Source organism: Nonomuraea sp. NPDC049607 (genome assembly GCF_040675375.1).
Classification (GTDB): domain Bacteria; phylum Actinomycetota; class Actinomycetes; order Streptosporangiales; family Streptosporangiaceae; genus Nonomuraea.
Window position 1 is genome coordinate 36,970 of the sequence record NZ_JBFAOV010000034.1, and the last position, 15,858, is coordinate 52,827.

Here is a 15,858-nt window from a genome sequence, read left to right on the forward strand (position 1 = left end):
GCGGGGACACCGGGGACGCGTCCATACTTCGTCCCCCGTCGAACGGTCCGCGTCCTAGCGTGGACCCATGCTCATCACCCACCACGCCGAAGCCCGTGCGGTGCTCTCCGACAGCCGGTACGTGCCGCCGCCCGTCCCGCAGGACGGCGAGCCCGGGACGCTCGCCTGGCTGCGGGCCCACGTCTCGCGCTTCAGCACCGGCGAGACGCACGCCGGACGCCGCCGCCTGGTCGTCGAGCGCCTGTCCGCCCTGGACCCGCCCGCGCTGAGGACGGCTGCCAGGGCCGCGACCGAGGACCGCGGCGGCGACTGGCGTGGCGTGCCGACGGCCGTGCTGGGGGCCGCGCTCGGCGTGCCGGACACCTCGGCCGTGCCCGCGGCCGCGAGCGGTTACCTGTCGGGCGAGGGAAGCCCGCAGGCCGACGCCGCCGTCGCCGAACTGCTCGGGCTGACCGACCTGCCGGCCGTCACCCTGCTGCTCCAGGGCCACGCCGCCACCGAGGCGCTCATCGAGAACGCGCTCGCCCACGCCGTGCCGGGCGACGACCCCGAGGCGGTGCTGCACGAGACGCTCAGGCAGGACCCGCCGCTGAAGGCCAGCCGCAGGCTCGACACCCGCACCGGCCAGGAGGTCACGATCGACCTGGTCGCGGCCAACCGCGATCCCGAGGTGTTCGCCGATCCCGGCCGCTTCGACGCCTCCCGGGGCCCCGCCCCCCATCTGACGTTCGGGGACGGCCCGCGTCCGTGCCCCGCTCCCGCCCACGCCCTCGCGCTGGCCGCCGGCGTGCTCGACGCGCTCCTCGAAAGGACCTGCCGATGAACTTCCACGACCTGCACCGGCCGGGCGACCCGCTGCTGCTGCCCAACGCCTGGGACTACGGCTCGGCCGCGATCCTCGCCGCGCACGGCTTCCCCGCGATCGGCACCACCAGCCTCGGCGTGTCCGCCGTGCACGGCAAGCCGGACGCCGCCGGCGCGACCAGGGCCGAGACGATCGAGCTGGCCGAGACGGTCAAGGACCTGGACGTCCTGGTCACGGTGGACATCGAGGGCGGGTTCAGCGACGACCCGGACGAGGTGTCGGCCCTGGTGGCGAGCCTGGCCGCGCTCGGGGTGGCGGGCGTGAACCTGGAGGACGGCCGTCCCGACGGCACCCTGCGCCCGGTCGAGCTGCACCGGCGGATCATCGAGGCCGCCAAGGGCCACGGCGTGTTCGTCAACGCCCGCACCGACACCCACTGGCTCGGCACCGGCGACTGGCGCGAGCGGGTGGACGCCTACGAGCACGCCGACGGCATCTTCGTCCCCGGCCTGTCCGACCTGGCGGAGATCGCCGAGGTCGTCGCGCGTACGCGGCTGCCGCTGAACGTGCTCTACCAGCCGGGCGGGCCCACGCTCGGCCGGCTCGCCGAGGCGGGGGTGGCGCGGGTGAGCACCGGGTCGCTGCTCTACCGGGCCGCGCTCCAGGGCGCTCTGGCCGCCGTGCTGGGCGCGCAGGGCAAGGACGCCCCCAAGCTGCCGACATACGGAGAAATCGCCGCACTCCTCCCCCAGGCCCGATAATCGAGACATGCGCTTCGAGATCCTCGGACCCACCAGCGTGCTGGACGAGGACGGCGCGCCCGTGGCGCTCGGCGGGCCCCGGGTGCGCGCCCTGCTCACCCTGCTGGCCCTGAACGCGGGCCGCGTCGTCGGCGCCGGCCAGCTCGTGGACGGCCTGTACGGCCCCCACCCGCCGGACGGCGTGGCCAACGCGCTGCAGTCCCAGGTCTCCAGGCTGCGCCGGGCGCTCGGCCGGGACCTGGTCGAGTTCCACCCGGCGGGCTACCGGCTGGTCGCCGACCCCCAGGACGTGGACGCGCGCCGCTTCGAGCTGCTGGCCCGGGACGGACGGCGGTCGCTGGCCGATGGGGACGCCCGGCGGGCGGCGGCGCTGCTGGGCGCGGCGCTGGAGCTCTGGCGGGGCGTGCCGCTCGCCGACGCGCCGCACGCCGTGTCGGCCGCGGCCGGGCTGGAGGAGCTGCGGCTGGCGGCCACCGAGGACCGGCTCCAGGCCGACCTGGAGCTCGGGCGGCACCGCGACCTGGTCGCCGAGCTGCGCCGGCTCACCGCCGCCCATCCGCTGCGCGAGCGCCTGCGCGCCCAGCTCATGCGCGCCCTGTACGGCAGTGGCCGCCAGGCCGAGGCACTGGCCGTCTACGACGAGGCGCGACGGCTGCTCGACCGGGAGCTGGGCATCGAGCCGGGCGCCGAGCTGACCGCCGCCCATCTGGCCGTCCTCCGCGCCGACCCGTCACTCGCCCCCGCCGGCACGTCAGCCGGCGCGCCCGCTGTCACGCCCGTGGCCGCGGTGCCCGGCGGGCCTTCCGCGCCACCGGCCGGAGGGCTCAAGCGGGGGTTGCGGGCGCAGCTCACCAGCTTCGTGGGGCGGGCGGAGGAGCTGGCGCAGCTCGGCGCGCGGCTGCGGGACAACCGGCTCGTCACGCTGATCGGCCCCGGCGGCGCGGGCAAGACCAGGCTCGCCCAGGAGGCGGCCGCCCAGGAACCGGGCGACGTGTGCTTCGTGCCCCTCGCCCACGTGACCGGCGCGGCCGGCGCGACCGGCGTGCCCGGCGCGGTGCTGGTCGCGCTCGACATCCGCGACGCCCTGCGGCACACATCCCAGCGCCCGGCGATCGACCCGGTCACCCGGCTGCTCACCGCGCTGGCCGAGCGCGACCTGCTGCTCGTCCTGGACAACTGCGAGCATCTGGTCGCCGCCGTGGCCGAGCTCGCCGACGCGCTGCTGGCCGGTTGCCCCGGGCTGCGGGTGCTGACCACCAGCCGGGAGGCGCTGGGCATCACCGGGGAGTCGATCCTGCCGGTGTCCCCGCTGCGCCTGCCGCCGCCCGAGCCGGACGACCCGCTGGCGTACGCGGCCGTCCGGCTGTTCGCCGACCGCGCCGCCGCCGTGCGTCCCGGGTTCGGCGTGGACGGCGGCAACGCCGCGGACGTGGTGCGCATCTGCCGGGCGCTCGACGGGCTGCCGCTGGCCATCGAGCTGGCCGCCGCGCGCCTCCGTACGCTGTCGGTCGCCGACGTGGCGGCCCGCCTGGACGACCGGTTCCGGCTGCTGACCCGCGGCAGCCGTACGGCGCTGCCCCGGCACCAGACGCTCCGCGCGGTCGTCGCGTGGAGCTGGGACCTGCTGGACGACGCCGAGCAGCGCCTGGCCGGCCGGCTGAGCGTCTTCGTGGGCGGCGCCACGCCCGAGGCGGCCGAGCGGGTGTGCGGGGCACCGGAGGAGGTGCTGTTCTCGCTGGCGGAGAAGTCGCTGGTGGAGCACGTCGGCGGCCGTTACCGCATGCTCGACACGATCAGGGCGTTCTGCGCCGAACGCCTGGCCGAGTCAGGCGAGACCGCCGCGATCAGGGACGCCCACACCGCCTACTACCTCGACCTGGTGCTGACCGCCGACCCGCTGCTGCGCACCGCCGCCCAGCTCGACTGGCTGGCCCGCCTGGACGAGGAGAGCGACGACGTCGAGGCCGCCGTGCGCTGGACGACCGAGTCCGGGCAGCTGGCGACCGGCCTGCGGCTGCTGGCGCACGGCACCTGCTACTGGTGGATGCGCGGCCACCGCGGCGCCGTCGCCGGCCTGGCCGCCGGGCTGCTGGCCGTGATCGGCGACGCCCGCCCCGCCGGCATGGAGGAGGAGTACGTCATGTGCGTGCTCGTCACGGCCTGGACGGGCGTGGCCGACGACGACCTGCGCGAGCGGCTGGCCGAGGTGCGCGGGCTGCTGCCGATCACCCACCTGCCGGAGCGGGTGGAGTTCCTGATGATGATGCGGTCGATGTTCACCGGGCCGCCGGGCGACGTCGAGACGATCTACCACGAGCTGCGGGCCTTCACCGAGGGCCTGCCGCCCTGGCAGCGGGCGTTGTCGTACTGCGGCATGGGGTTCGTGCTGCAGATCCTGGGCCGGGCCGAGGAGTCGCTGGCCGCCTTCCGGCGCGCCTTGGCCGCCTTCCGCGCGATCGGCGAGCGCTGGGGGACGATCCTGGTGCTGTCGGGGCTCGGCGCGCTGGCCTCCGAGCGGGGGGACTACGCGGCCTCGTACGCGCTGTCGGACGAGGCGCTGACGCTGGCCCGCGAGCTCGACGCGCGGGCGGAGATGGCCGAGGCCCTGTGCCGGCGCGGCGACGCGCTGCTCGGCATGGGCGAGCCGCTGGGCGGGCGGGCCGACTACGAGGAGGCGGCCGAGCTGGCCCGCCGGGTGGGCTCCATGGACGTGCTGGCCTGGGCGGACCTCGGGCTGGCCGAGGTGGCGCTGTCCGCCGGCGAGCGCGGCCTCGCGCTGTCCCTGCTGGCCCAGGCCCGCGCGGAGTGCCCCGACGACTGGTACAGCACCGAGGACATCCGCAACCGCATCGACGCCGCCCTCGACAGGGCGGTCAGCGGACGGTAGGCGGGCCGTCAGCCGCCCCGGCCACCGTGGACGGCATGACGCGCAAATGGGCCTGTCTGGCCATAGCCTGCCTTGCGACACTGTTGCTCTCGGTCGATCTCACCGTGCTGCACCTGGCGCTCCCCCGCCTGGTCGCCGACCTCGGTGCGAACTCGACGCAACTGCTCTGGATCGGCGACATCTACGGCTTCGCCCTGGCCGGCCTCCTGGTCACCATGGGCAACCTCGGCGACCGCGTGGGCCGCAAGCGGCTGCTGCTGATCGGCGTGGCCGGGTTCGGCGCGGCCTCTCTGGTGACCGCCTACGCCCCGAACCCCGAGCTGCTGATCGCCGCCAGGACGCTGCTGGGCGTGGCGGGCGCGATGATCATGCCGTCCACGCTCTCGATCGTCAGGAACGTCTTCACCGACCCGGGCGAGCGGACCGCGGCCATCGGGCTCTGGAGCGGGATGAGCGCGGCCGGGTTCGCGATGGGGCCGGTCGTCGGGGGCGTGCTGCTGGACCACTTCTGGTGGGGGTCGGTGTTCCTGCTCAACGTGCCGATCATGGTGCTGGTGCTGGTCTGCGGCTTCCTGGTGCTGCCGGAGTCGCGCAACCCCACCGCAGGGCGGATCGACGGGCTCAGCGTGGCGCTGTCGTTCGCCGGTGTCGTGACGGCCGTCTACGCGGTCAAGGAGGCCGCCCACCAAGGCCTGGCGCACGCCGACGTCCTGGGGGCGGCCGTGGTGGGCGTGGCGTGCCTGGTGCTGTTCGTCCGGCGGCAGAAGCGGCTGGACACGCCGCTGATCGACGTACGGCTGTTCCGGCGGCGGGCGTTCAGCGCGTCCGTGGGCACGAACCTGCTGGCGATCTTCGCGTTGTCGGCCATGAGCCTGCTGTTCGCCTGGTACCTGCAGCTCGTCCTGGGCTGGTCGCCGCTGGTGGCCGGGCTGGCGCAGATCCCCGGCGGCCTGAGCGGCGCGGTGGGCGGGGTGCTCGCGGCCCGGCTGATCAACCGGCTCGGCAGGAACGGCGTGGTCGCGCTCGGCCTGGCGCTGAACGCCGGCGCGTTCGTCCGGTACGGCATGCTCGGCACCGAGGTGGACTATCTCACCCTGCTGCCCGTGATGATGATCGGCGGGCTGGGGGTCGGGCTCACGTTCACCGTGAACAACGACAACATCCTGGCCACCGCGCCCAGGGAGCGGGCGGGGGCGGCGGCCGCGGTGTCGGAGACGGCGTTCGAGCTGGGCGGCGCGCTGGGCATCGCGGTCCTGGGCACCGTGCTCAACAGCGTCTACCGCGCGAACCTGCTGCTGCCCGCCGGGGTGCCCGGCGAGGCGGCGCGGGAGTCGATCGCCGGAGCCACCGCCACGGCGGCGGCCCTGCCCCCGCAGGCGGCCGAGCAGCTGATGCGCGCGGCGCGGGAGGCGTTCGTGGCGGGGATGCAGGTGACGACGCTGCTCACGGCGGTCCTGCTGGCCGTGGTCGCGGTGTTCGCGCTGACCGGGCTGCGCGGCGTGCCGAAGGTCATCCAGGAAGAGTCGCCGGTCCCTCACTGAGCGCGGGGACGTCCGCCGCGGGCCCGGCGGGCAGCGGGCGCAGGCTGCCGACCCTGGCCAGCACGAGCAGCGCGGCCATCCCGGTGGCCACCGGCGCGACCACGAACGCCCAGGACGCGCCGAAGTGGTCCACGAGCTGCCCGGCGACCGACGACCCGGCCGCGATGCCGAGCGCGATGCCGCCGTTCAGCCAGGTGAACGCCTCGGTGCGGACCTCCGCCGCGACCAGGCCCTCGACCAGGGTGTAGCCGGTGATCACCACGGGGGCGATCACCAGGCCGGCCAGGGCGGCGGCTACGTACAGGTGGGGGACCGCTCCGGCGAGCGTGAACGCGCTGGTCGCGACCGCGAGCAGGGCCAGCCCGCCGACCAGCCGGACGCGGGCGGGCAGCCGCCAGCGGACCGCGCCGTACAGCAGGCCGCCGAGCATGCTGGCGCCGGAGAAGACGCCGTAGACGGGACCGGCGGACGCGGGCGCGTGCAGGGCGGTGGTGAGCGAGGTGACGCCGACCTGGAGGCTGCCGAAGACCGACCCCATGGCGAGGAAGGCGGCGGCGAGCAGCGCCACGCCGCGCCTGCGCAGCACGCCCTTGGAGGCGGCGATCCGGACCGGCACCGGCTCGGGCGCGGCCGTCCGGACGGCGGCGAAGACCACCGTGCCGACCAGGATCAGCACGAGCCCGCCGAGCAGCGCGACCACCGGCGAGTACGCCGTCGACAGCCCCACCAGCAGCACAGGGGCCAGCGTGAACGTCAGCTCGTCGGTGATCGACTCGACCGCGAACGCCGTGTTCAGCCTGCCGGTACCACCGAGCCGGTGCGCCCAGCGGGCCCGGACCATCGAGCCGACCTGCGGTCCGGACGCGCCGACGACGGCTGCCATGGCGACCAGCAGCGCGAGGTGGGCGTGCGCGGCGGCGAAGGCCAGCAGCCCGCCCATGGCCAGGGCGTGCACCGCGACCTGCGGCAGCAGCACCCGGGCCTGGCCGTACCGGTCGGCCAGGCGGCCGGTCTGGGGGCCGATGAGGGCCTGGAAGACGGCGGCGGCGGCGGAGGTGATCCCGGCCGCGCCGTAGGAGCCGGTGGACCATTGGACCAGCAGCAGGATGCCCATCTGGGTCATCGCGAACGGCACGCGGGCCAGCAGCGCGGGCACCAGGAACCGCCAGGCTCCGGGGGTGGCCAGCACGTCGAGATAGGACTTCAAGGGTCTCCGTCCAGATCATGACGGAGACCTCCCGGGGGGAGCACACCGTCGGAGGTGGGCTTCGACCGGGGTAGATACCGGCGCGCGCCGGCCGCCGAGCGGTCAATCAGTTCACTTCAGTCAAACGTGACGAGAGCCGATCCTATTGCAGGAATCGGGCTGCTTACCGCCGGCAGGGTGCGACGGCCGAGAGGAACACCGTCAGGCGCCAGGGTTCCTCGGGCAGGACCGGGGCGTCGTCGGGGACAGCTCGTCGAGCCGGGAGCCGATCATCCTGGCCACCCCTTCGATGGTCTCGATGCCCACCCCCTCCCCCGGCTGCCCGTCGGTCTGCACCGCCAGCAGCAGGTCGCGCCCCGGCCCGACGACGCGGCCGTAGCTGGTCACCGCCCACGTGTTGTGGATGAACGGGCGCGGCGTCCAGCCGTTCTTCAACGCCACCCGGTCCACCGGGCGGGCGGCCGCGCTGACGCCCCACGACTGATCCTTGACCACCCGTCCCATCAGGCCGAGCACGAGGGCGCGGTCGCGGTCGGAGAGGCCCTCGCCGCCGTTCACCAGCACCTGGAGCAGGCGGATGCGGTCGGCCGGGCTGGTGTTGGTGCCGCCCCAGAAGACGCCGGGCCCGGGGACGGTCTCGTTCAGGCCCATGCGCCGGTAGAACTCGCCCATCGCGCCGCCGACCCGGCCCCACAACGCGTCGGCGGCGCCGTTGTCGCTCTCGGTGATCATGCGCTCGGCGAGGTCGCGTTCCTCCTCGCCCAGGGTCCCGTGGCCGAGCACGAGCGCCGTGAGGATGTCCACCTTGACGCCGCTGGCGGTGATCATGTCGTGCTGGTGCTCGGCGCGGCCCAGGGTGAGGCCGCTGGTGAGCTCCAGCATGCTGTAGGCGACCCGTCCGGGGCGTCGGGAGACGTACTGCTCGACGTCGTGCTCAAGCCGGGCGCGGGCCGCCCTCCCGGCCCTCTTGTCCCGAAATTTCAGGACGCATCGGTCGACCTTCGCTCTGACCTTCACCACGCCCGGCACCCCGGGCAGCCGCTCGGCCGAACAACCGGTCACGAGCGCCCAGACCACCACCACGACCAGCGATCTCCACCACACCTACAAAACCCCCGCGATCATCACTTCTCGGGGGTTTTGATCACCCTCTGCCCAGTCGCGGCATTGGCCACACCCTGCCCGTCAGGGCAGGAGCACCACTTTTCCGACAGTTCGCCGTCCGGCCAGGTCCGCCACGGCCCGGGCCGCCTCCGCCAGCGGGTACTCGCCGCCCACCAGCGGACGCAGCCGTCCGGCCGCGGTCAGCGCGAGCAGCTCGCCCAGCGGGGGCCCGACCATCTCCCGCCGCCCCCGCAGCGGACGCAGCCAGAACCCGAGGACGGCGAGGTTGCCCGCGGTCAGCCGCGCGGGATCGACCGGCCGGGCCTGCTCGCCCGACGACGACCCGTAACTCACCAGCCGCCCGAAGGGGGCCAGGACGGTCAGCGCCGCGTCGAAGACCGCCCCGCCGACGGCGTCGAGCACCACGTCCGCCGGCCGGTCGCCGTTGGCCTCGATGACGCGCTCGGCGTACCCGTCGGCCGCGCCGTCCACGGCGGCGTCCGCGCCCAGGTCGAGGGCGAGCGACCGCTTGTCCTCGCTGGAGGCGGTGGCGATCACGCGTCCGGCGCCGAACACCTTGGCCAGCTGCACGGCCAGGCTGCCCACGCCGCCCGCGCCGGAGTGGACGACCACGCTCTCGCCCTCCCTGAGCCGCGCCGACGAACGCAGCAGATGCCAGGCGGTGAGCCCCTGGACGAGCAGCGCCAGCGCCTCGCCGGCCCGCAGCGAGTCGGGCACGACCACGACGTCGCCCTCGTCCAGGACGGCCTTGGAGGCGTAGCCGTTGGCGGTGAAGCCCATCACCCGCCGTCCCCGGTGGTCGCGCCCGACGACCTCGCTGCCGGGGATGTGCGGCAGGCGGTCCGGACTGGAGTAGTGGCCGGAGATCTGCCGCACGTCGGCGAAGTTCAGCCCCGCGGCCTCGACGTCCACCAGCACCTGGCCCGGTCCCACGACCGGATCGGGCACCTCGGCCTCTTCGAGCACCTCCGGGCCGCCGAAGCGGGTGAACTGGATGGCACGCATGAATCCCCCATTCCGCGCGATACCCCCCAGCGTAGACGTCAGGCTCCGGAGCCGCCCGGCCGGAGGTGCTCGACGAGGAAGTCCGCGGTCGCGTCCACGGCCTGCGACACGTACGGCTCGCGGTCGTAGAGGTCGATGTGCTGCTTGGCGTCGACCCAGACGAGCTTCTTGGGCTCGTCGAGCCGCCTGAACGCCTCCTCGGCCCCTGACGGCGGGCAGAACCGGTCGATCACGCCGTGCACGATCAGGGCGGGCTTCGGCGACAGGAAGTCGGCGCCCATCATGTTGTCCATGGTGATCAGCTCGCGCAGACCGGCCCTTGTGACCGCGTTCCGCCAGGAGGAGGAGGCCCCGCGCTCGGTGCCGTAGTAGGCCAACGGCTCGTCGCCCGGCATCGCGGCCCCGCCGTCCTCGCCGTCCTCCGCCACGGCGGGCAGGTACTCGACCGGGCCGCCCAGGTCCTGCCGTTCCAGCACGCCGGCGAACCCGGCCAGCGCCTCCTGGTAGTCCATGCCCGACCGCATCGTGTACGGGTTGTTGTAGGCCCCGGCGATGCCCGCGAACACCCGTACGCGCGGGTCGAAGGCGGCGAACTTCAGCGCGTACCCGGCGCCCAGGCAGATGCCGACGGCGCCGATCAGGTCGCCGTCCACCTCGGGGCGCGACCGCAGCAGCGACACCGCCGCCCGCAGGTCGTTCAGCTTGGCCTGCGGATCCTCGTGCCCACGTGGCTCGCCGCCGGACTCGCCCCAGTTGCGGTGGTCGAAGGCCAGCGTCACGTAGCCGCGCCGGGCCAGCCGCTCGGCGTACAGGCCCGTGACCTGGTCGCGCACCCCGGTGAACGGCCCGGTGAGCACCAGACCCGGCCAGGGGCCCGTGCCCTCGGGCAGCCGCAGGTCACCGGCCAGGGGCACGCCGTCGGCGGCGAACTCGATCCTCATGGTCACAAGTGTGCGCCAGGCCCGCGGCACGCGGGCCCGGCGCCCCCTCGGAACACCGGATCAGGAGTCGAACCCGAGGCCCATCCTGTCGAGCGTGCGCAGCCACAGGTTGCGCCTGCCCTGATGCTGGTCGGCCTGAGCGATCGACCACCGGGTGAACTGGATCACCCCCGACCGGACCGGCTCGGGCGGGAACGGCACCGGCTTCTCCTTGACCATCCGCAGCTCGGTCCGCTCGGTGGCCTCCCCCGACAGCAGGTCCAGCATCACGTTCGCGCCGAACCTGGTGGCCCCGACGCCCATGCCGGTGTAGCCCACGGCGTAGGCCAGCCGGCCGCCGTGCGCCGTGCCGTAGAAGGCGCTGAAGCGGCTGCAGGTGTCGATCACGCCGCCCCAGCGGTGCGTGAAGCGCACCTGGGACAGCTGCGGGAAGGTGGTGGCGAAGTGCTCGGCGAGCTTGACGAAGGTCTCGTCGCGCTGCTCGTACTCCGGCTTGACCAGGCCGCCGTTGTAGTAGACCGCGTCATAGCCGCCCCACAGGATGCGGTTGTCGTCGGTGAGCCGGTAGTAGTGGAACTGGTTGCCCGAGTCGCCGACGCCCTGCCGGTTGTGCCAGCCCACCTCGGCGAGCTGGGACGCGGTCAGCGGCTCGGTCATCAGGGCGTAGTCGTACACCGGGACGACGAAGTGCTTGAGCCTGCGCAACAGGGGCGGGAAGACCCCCGTGCCCAGCGCCACCCGCCGGCCCGTCACCGACCCGTACGGGGTCCGCAGGGTGATCGTCGTGCCGTCGTCACGCAGCGAACGCACCGGGCTGCGCTCGAAGACCCGTACGCCGAGCCGCAGGCACGCCTCGCGCAACCCCCAGGCCAGCCGCGCCGGGTCCAGCATGGCGCAGCCGCTGCGTTCCCAGAGCCCGCCCAGGTAGGTCGGCGAGTTGACCTCGGCCCGCACCTGACGCTCGTCCATCGGCACGTAGTCGAGGCCGAGCTCGGAGATCAGGTCCAGGTGTTCGGCCAGCGAGTCGAGCTGCCACGGCTCGGTGGCCACGTGCAGCTCGCCGGTGCGCTCGAAGGAGCAGTCGATGCCGTGCCGCTCCAGCGTGCGCTCGATCTCGTCGAGGTTGTCCACGCCCATGCGTTCGAGGCGGCCGATGTCCTCCGGCCACCGTTCCAGGCCGTTGGCCAGGCCATGGGTGAGGGTCGCCATGCAGAACCCGCCGTTGCGGCCGGTCGCCGCCCAGCCGATCCTGCGCCCTTCGAGCAGGACGACGTCCAGCGAAGGGTCACGTTCCTTGGCCATCAGGGCCGTCCACAGCCCCGAGAAGCCTCCGCCGACGACGACCAGGTCGGCGTCGGTCTTTCCGATGAGCCGCGCGCGCGGCTCGGGTCTGGCCGGACTGTCCAGCCAGTACGGCTTGCGCTCCGCGTCAGCCAGCGCCTTCAGCGGATCCACAAATCCCACTTCCCTACGAAGTTCTTAGATTGTTCATTGTTTTTATTGCGGGATCCAAAGGGGTGATGTGATCACGCGCGGGTTCCCCCCGCCGAAATCCGATCTCGCCTCCCTGTTCTTGGTCGGAATACACCAATCCCCCCGCCGGATCGCGGGGGGAAAGCCTGTTGGAGCAGATCCTAGGCGCGGCGTCTGGCGGCCACCGCGTTCGCCACGGCGATCAGGACACCGATCCCGAAGATGAGCGTACCCATCACGTTGACCTGCGGTGGAATGCCGGTCTTCACCGCGCCCACGATCCACAGCGGGAACGTGACGGTCGAGCCGTTGACGAAGCTCGTCACCACGTAGTCGTCGATCGACAGCGCGAAGGAGAGCATCGCGCCCGCGAGCACGCCCGGCATGATCGAGGGCAGGGTCACCTGCCGGAACGTGCCCCACGCGGTCGCGCCGAGGTCCTTGGCCGCCTCCTCCAGCGACGGGTCGAGCGTGATGACCCGCGCCCTGACCGTCACCACGACGAAGGAGAGCGAGAACAGCACGTGCGCCACGATGATCGTGTTGCCGTCGCGCGGCACGTTGCCCGAGACGAACAGCGACAGCAGCGAGGCCCCCATCACCAGCTCCGGCGTGGAGATGGCGGCGAAGACCAGGAAGTTCGTGGCGCCGAGGCCGCGGAAGCGGTGCCGGCCGACGGCCAGGCCCAGCATCGTCCCGATGACGACCGTGATCACGGTGCTGACCAGCGCGATCACGATCGAGTTGCGCAGCGCCGTGGTCAGGTCGGAGATCTCGAAGAGCTCGCCGTACCACTTGAGGGTGAAGCCCTGCCAGCTCGTGTTCGACTTGCTCTTCTTGTCGTTGAAGCCGAACAGGATCATGACGGCGATCGGCGACGACAGCCACAGGATGATCAGCCAGGTGTAGACGTGCAGCAGGCGGTCGCCGAACCTGCCCCGCGCGCCCCTCATCGCGCCGCCGCCTCAAGGACGTTCTCGGTGCCGAGCGCGCGAGCGTAGATGAAGATGCCCACCAGCAGGATCGCCATCAGCGTGAACGACAGCGCCGAGGCGGTCGGGTAGTCGAGGTTGGTCAGGTACTCGGTCTGGATGATGTTGCCGATCATGGTGTTGGCCGTGCCGCCGAGGATCTGCGCGTTGACCGGGTCGGCCGTCGCGGGCACGAACGTCATCAGCACCCCGGCGAAGACGCCCGGCAGCGACAGCGGCAGCACCACCCGGCGGAAGGCCCCGGCTCGGGTGGCGTACAGGTCCTGGGCCGCCTCGACCACCCGTGGGTCGACCCGTTCCAGGGCCACGTAGATCGGCAGGATCATGAACGGCAGGAAGTTGTAGGTGAGCCCGCCCACCACGGCCACGGTCGTGGCCAGCACGTGGAAGCCCTCGGGCAGCACGCCCCAGCCCTTCAGCGTCCCGAACAGGATGCCGTTGTCGGCCAGCAGGAAGTTCCACGAGATCGTCCGCAGCACGAACGACACGAAGAACGGCAGCAGCAGCAGGAACAGGTACACCGACTTGCGACTGCCGCCCTTGAAGGCGATCCAGTACGCCACCGGGTAGCCGATCACCAGCATCGCCACGGTGGCCAGGCCGCCGTACAGGAGCGAGCGCAGCAACTGGTCGCTGTACCGGCCGAGCGCGTCGGCGTAGTTGGAGAAGCTGAACGTCATGGCGTAGCCGTCGATGGCGTTGCCCGTCTGGAGCGAGACCGACGCCATCGCCACCATGGGCACGACCAGGAAGATCGCCAGCCACAGCCAGCTCGGCAGGGCGAGCAGGTAGGGGGTGAGCCGTTTCATGGCTATGCCTGGGTGATCGACTGGAAGATGGAGTTGAACACCTGCTCCTGCTGCGTGGTCAGGGTGGTGTACGTGCGCAGCTTGGCGTAGTCGGCCGCCGAGGGGAACATGAGCGGGCTGTCCACCATGTCCTCCAGGGCCTTCTTGTCCTCGCCCTTGGCCGTCGCGGCCTTCTCGCGCAGCAGGTCCTGGACGGCCGGGATCGGGGTGACGAACTGGATGAACTCATCCAGTTCGGCGGCCACCGCGGGCTGGTACAGGTAGTCCATGAGGGTGAGGGCGTCCACGGGGTTGGCCGCGCCCTTGGGGATGAGCATGTTGTCGGTCCAGATCGTGCCGCCCTCGTCGGGCACCACGAACTTGACCGGCTCGCCGGCGAGCTGCCGCTGGAAGATGTCGCCCGACCAGGCCATGGTCAGCCAGACGTCGCCCTTGGAGACCGCGTCGATGTAGCTCTGGTCGTAATATTTCCGGACGATTCCCGCGTCGCGCTGCTGCTTGAGCTTCTCCCCGGCCTTCTTCCAGTCCGCCTCGGTCGACTTCTCCGGATCGACGCCGAGGGCGAACATGCCGAAGTTGCCGATCTCCTGCGCGTCGGCCATCATCCCGACCCGCCCCTTGTACTTGGGGTCGAACAGGGCCTCGATGCTGGTGATGTCGTCCTTGACGTACTTGGTGTTGTACGCGATGCCGGTCACGCCCGAGGAGTAGGGCATCGTGTACTGGTTGCCCGGGTCGTAGGCGCGTTCCTTGTACTTGTCACCGGCGTTGGCCAGGAAGTTCGGCATCCGGCTGTGGTCGAGCGGCACGATGTAGCCGAGCTCGACCATGTGCTGGAGCTGCACGCCGTTGGTCATCACGACGATGTCGTAGCCGAGCGACTGACCGGCGCGGAGCACGGGGTCGGCCTTGCCGAAGAACTCCGCGTTCTCCTGGATGACCTCCTTGTACTCCACGGAGATCCCGGTGGTCTGGGTGAACTTCTTCAGCGGGGCCTGGTCCTCGGGCATGTACTCGGGCCAGTTGGCGAAGACGAGCTTGCCGTGCTTGCTCTGCTTGGCCCAGTAGTCCTTGACGGCGTCGGCCTTCGGAGGGGCGGCCTTCTGGCCCTGGACGCCGCACGCGGCGAGCGCGAGGCCGGCGGCCGACAGGCCGGTGACACGGAAGAAGTCGCGGCGGGTGCGGGGCTGGGTCATGCCCCTGAGGAGGGCGGGGGTGATCTGGCGGGGGTTCATGGGGTGCTATCAACTTCCAATCACGTAAGAGTGCTGCGCCTCCCACGACAGCCACACGGAGTCGCCCCGCTCCGCGGTCGCCGTCGCGTCATGCGCGTTCTGCTCAAATACGGTCATCTCGGCCCCGTCGGCGAGCTGCACCGCATAGCTGTTGGAGGTGCCCAGGTAGACCATCTCCGTGACGGTCCCGGGGACGGCGCTCAGCCCGCGCCCCGGCTCGTCCGCGCAGATCGTGATCTTCTCGGGGCGGACGGTCACCGTCACGTCGCCCTCGCGTCCCGGCACCAGCACCCGGCCGCCGCCGATCTCCAGCACCCCGCCGGTCACCGTCCCGCTGATCAGGTTGGAGGTGCCGATGAAACCCGCCACGAACGCGGTGGCCGGCCGTTCGTAGATCTCCCGCGGGCTCGCGAGCTGCTCGACCAGCCCGTCGTTCATCACGGCGATCCTGTCGCTCATGGTCAGCGCCTCGTTCTGGTCGTGCGTCACGTACACGAACGTGATGCCGACCTCGCGCTGGATGCGCTTGAGCTCGATCTGCATGGCCTGGCGCAGCTTGAGGTCGAGCGCGCCCAGCGGCTCGTCGAGCAGGAGCGCCCGCGGCCGGTTGACCAGGGCGCGGGCCAGGGCCACGCGCTGCTGCTGGCCGCCGGACATCTCCCGCGGCCTGCGCTTCTCCCGGCCCGAGAGGTCGACGATCTCCAGCATCTCGCCGACCCGCCGCTGGATCTCCTCCTGCGGCGTCTTGCGCTGCTTCAGGCCGAACGCCACGTTGTCCCACACGCTCATGTGCGGGAACAGGGCGTAGGACTGGAAGACCATGTTGACGTCACGCTTGTTCGGCGGGACGTTCGTGACGTCCTTGCCGTGCAGCCTCACGAGCCCTTTGGTGGGCTCCTCGAAGCCGGCGATCATCCTCATGGTCGTGGTCTTGCCGCATCCGGACGGGCCGAGGAGGGAGAAGAACTCCCCCTCGGCGATGTCCAGCGACACACCTTTGACCGCCTGGACGACCTCGCCGTGCGAGAGGTACTCCTTGACGACGTCCTCTAGCTGGATCGCGAATAGCTCGGTCAT

Annotated in this window: 13 protein-coding genes; 4 read left to right on the top strand and 9 right to left on the bottom strand. The window is 72.1% G+C overall.

The features are described from left to right. The first annotated feature begins 67 nt into the window (after nucleotides 1–67). Genes AB0J97_RS41285 through AB0J97_RS41300 form a run of 4 tightly spaced genes read left to right on the top strand, consistent with a single transcriptional unit; the run spans nucleotide 68 to nucleotide 5,994 of the window. Nucleotides 68–823: a cytochrome P450 gene (locus AB0J97_RS41285; protein WP_364099725.1), complete on the top strand. Its 756-nt coding sequence runs from the start codon at nucleotides 68–70 to the stop codon at nucleotides 821–823. Further along, complete coding sequence (locus tag AB0J97_RS41290; RefSeq protein WP_364099728.1) at nucleotides 820–1,566, top strand: isocitrate lyase/phosphoenolpyruvate mutase family protein; 747 nt, start codon at nucleotides 820–822, stop codon at nucleotides 1,564–1,566. Before AB0J97_RS41285 ends, AB0J97_RS41290 begins: the two co-directional genes overlap by 4 nt. Before the next feature lie 7 nt (nucleotides 1,567–1,573). Next, nucleotides 1,574–4,453 (top strand): BTAD domain-containing putative transcriptional regulator, encoded by a 2,880-nt coding sequence (locus tag AB0J97_RS41295; RefSeq protein ID WP_364099731.1) that lies wholly within the window; start codon nucleotides 1,574–1,576, stop codon nucleotides 4,451–4,453. Between the two features lie 35 nt (nucleotides 4,454–4,488). Then, nucleotides 4,489–5,994: an MFS transporter gene (locus AB0J97_RS41300; RefSeq protein WP_364099734.1), complete on the top strand. Its 1,506-nt coding sequence runs from the start codon at nucleotides 4,489–4,491 to the stop codon at nucleotides 5,992–5,994. Here AB0J97_RS41300 and AB0J97_RS41305 read toward each other — a convergent pair. The 9 genes from AB0J97_RS41305 to AB0J97_RS41345 all read right to left on the bottom strand — a co-directional run bounded on the left by AB0J97_RS41305 (nucleotide 5,963) and on the right by AB0J97_RS41345 (nucleotide 15,858). Beyond that, nucleotides 5,963–7,201 carry an MFS transporter gene (locus AB0J97_RS41305; RefSeq protein ID WP_364099737.1) on the bottom strand — a complete coding sequence of 413 codons (1,239 nt, stop codon included), beginning with the start codon at nucleotides 7,199–7,201 and terminating at the stop codon, nucleotides 5,963–5,965. The two genes, AB0J97_RS41300 and AB0J97_RS41305, sit on opposite strands and share 32 nt — an antisense overlap. A 201-nt stretch (nucleotides 7,202–7,402) precedes the next feature. Beyond that, nucleotides 7,403–8,305, bottom strand: coding sequence for a serine hydrolase (locus AB0J97_RS41310; RefSeq protein WP_364099740.1), 903 nt, complete (start codon nucleotides 8,303–8,305; stop codon nucleotides 7,403–7,405). A gap of 81 nt (nucleotides 8,306–8,386) precedes the next feature. Then, the gene (locus AB0J97_RS41315; RefSeq protein ID WP_357707180.1) at nucleotides 8,387–9,331 is read right to left on the bottom strand and encodes a zinc-binding dehydrogenase; all 945 of its coding nucleotides are present in this window, start codon (nucleotides 9,329–9,331) and stop codon (nucleotides 8,387–8,389) included. 38 nt (nucleotides 9,332–9,369) lie between these two features. Then, nucleotides 9,370–10,272 carry an alpha/beta hydrolase gene (locus AB0J97_RS41320; RefSeq protein ID WP_364099743.1) on the bottom strand — a complete coding sequence of 301 codons (903 nt, stop codon included), beginning with the start codon at nucleotides 10,270–10,272 and terminating at the stop codon, nucleotides 9,370–9,372. 60 nt (nucleotides 10,273–10,332) lie between these two features. Beyond that, nucleotides 10,333–11,727 (bottom strand): FAD-dependent oxidoreductase, encoded by a 1,395-nt coding sequence (locus tag AB0J97_RS41325; protein ID WP_357707178.1) that lies wholly within the window; start codon nucleotides 11,725–11,727, stop codon nucleotides 10,333–10,335. A gap of 179 nt (nucleotides 11,728–11,906) precedes the next feature. Continuing rightward, entirely contained in the window at nucleotides 11,907–12,698 is a 792-nt protein-coding gene (locus tag AB0J97_RS41330; protein ID WP_357707177.1) for an ABC transporter permease, read from the bottom strand. Further along, the gene (locus AB0J97_RS41335) at nucleotides 12,695–13,546 is read right to left on the bottom strand and encodes an ABC transporter permease (protein WP_364099747.1); all 852 of its coding nucleotides are present in this window, start codon (nucleotides 13,544–13,546) and stop codon (nucleotides 12,695–12,697) included. The genes AB0J97_RS41330 and AB0J97_RS41335 overlap by 4 nt, the downstream gene beginning before the upstream one ends. A 2-nt stretch (nucleotides 13,547–13,548) precedes the next feature. Then, nucleotides 13,549–14,781 carry a spermidine/putrescine ABC transporter substrate-binding protein gene (locus tag AB0J97_RS41340; RefSeq protein ID WP_357707175.1) on the bottom strand — a complete coding sequence of 411 codons (1,233 nt, stop codon included), beginning with the start codon at nucleotides 14,779–14,781 and terminating at the stop codon, nucleotides 13,549–13,551. A 9-nt stretch (nucleotides 14,782–14,790) separates the two neighbouring features. Next, the gene (locus AB0J97_RS41345; RefSeq protein WP_364099751.1) at nucleotides 14,791–15,858 is read right to left on the bottom strand and encodes an ABC transporter ATP-binding protein; all 1,068 of its coding nucleotides are present in this window, start codon (nucleotides 15,856–15,858) and stop codon (nucleotides 14,791–14,793) included.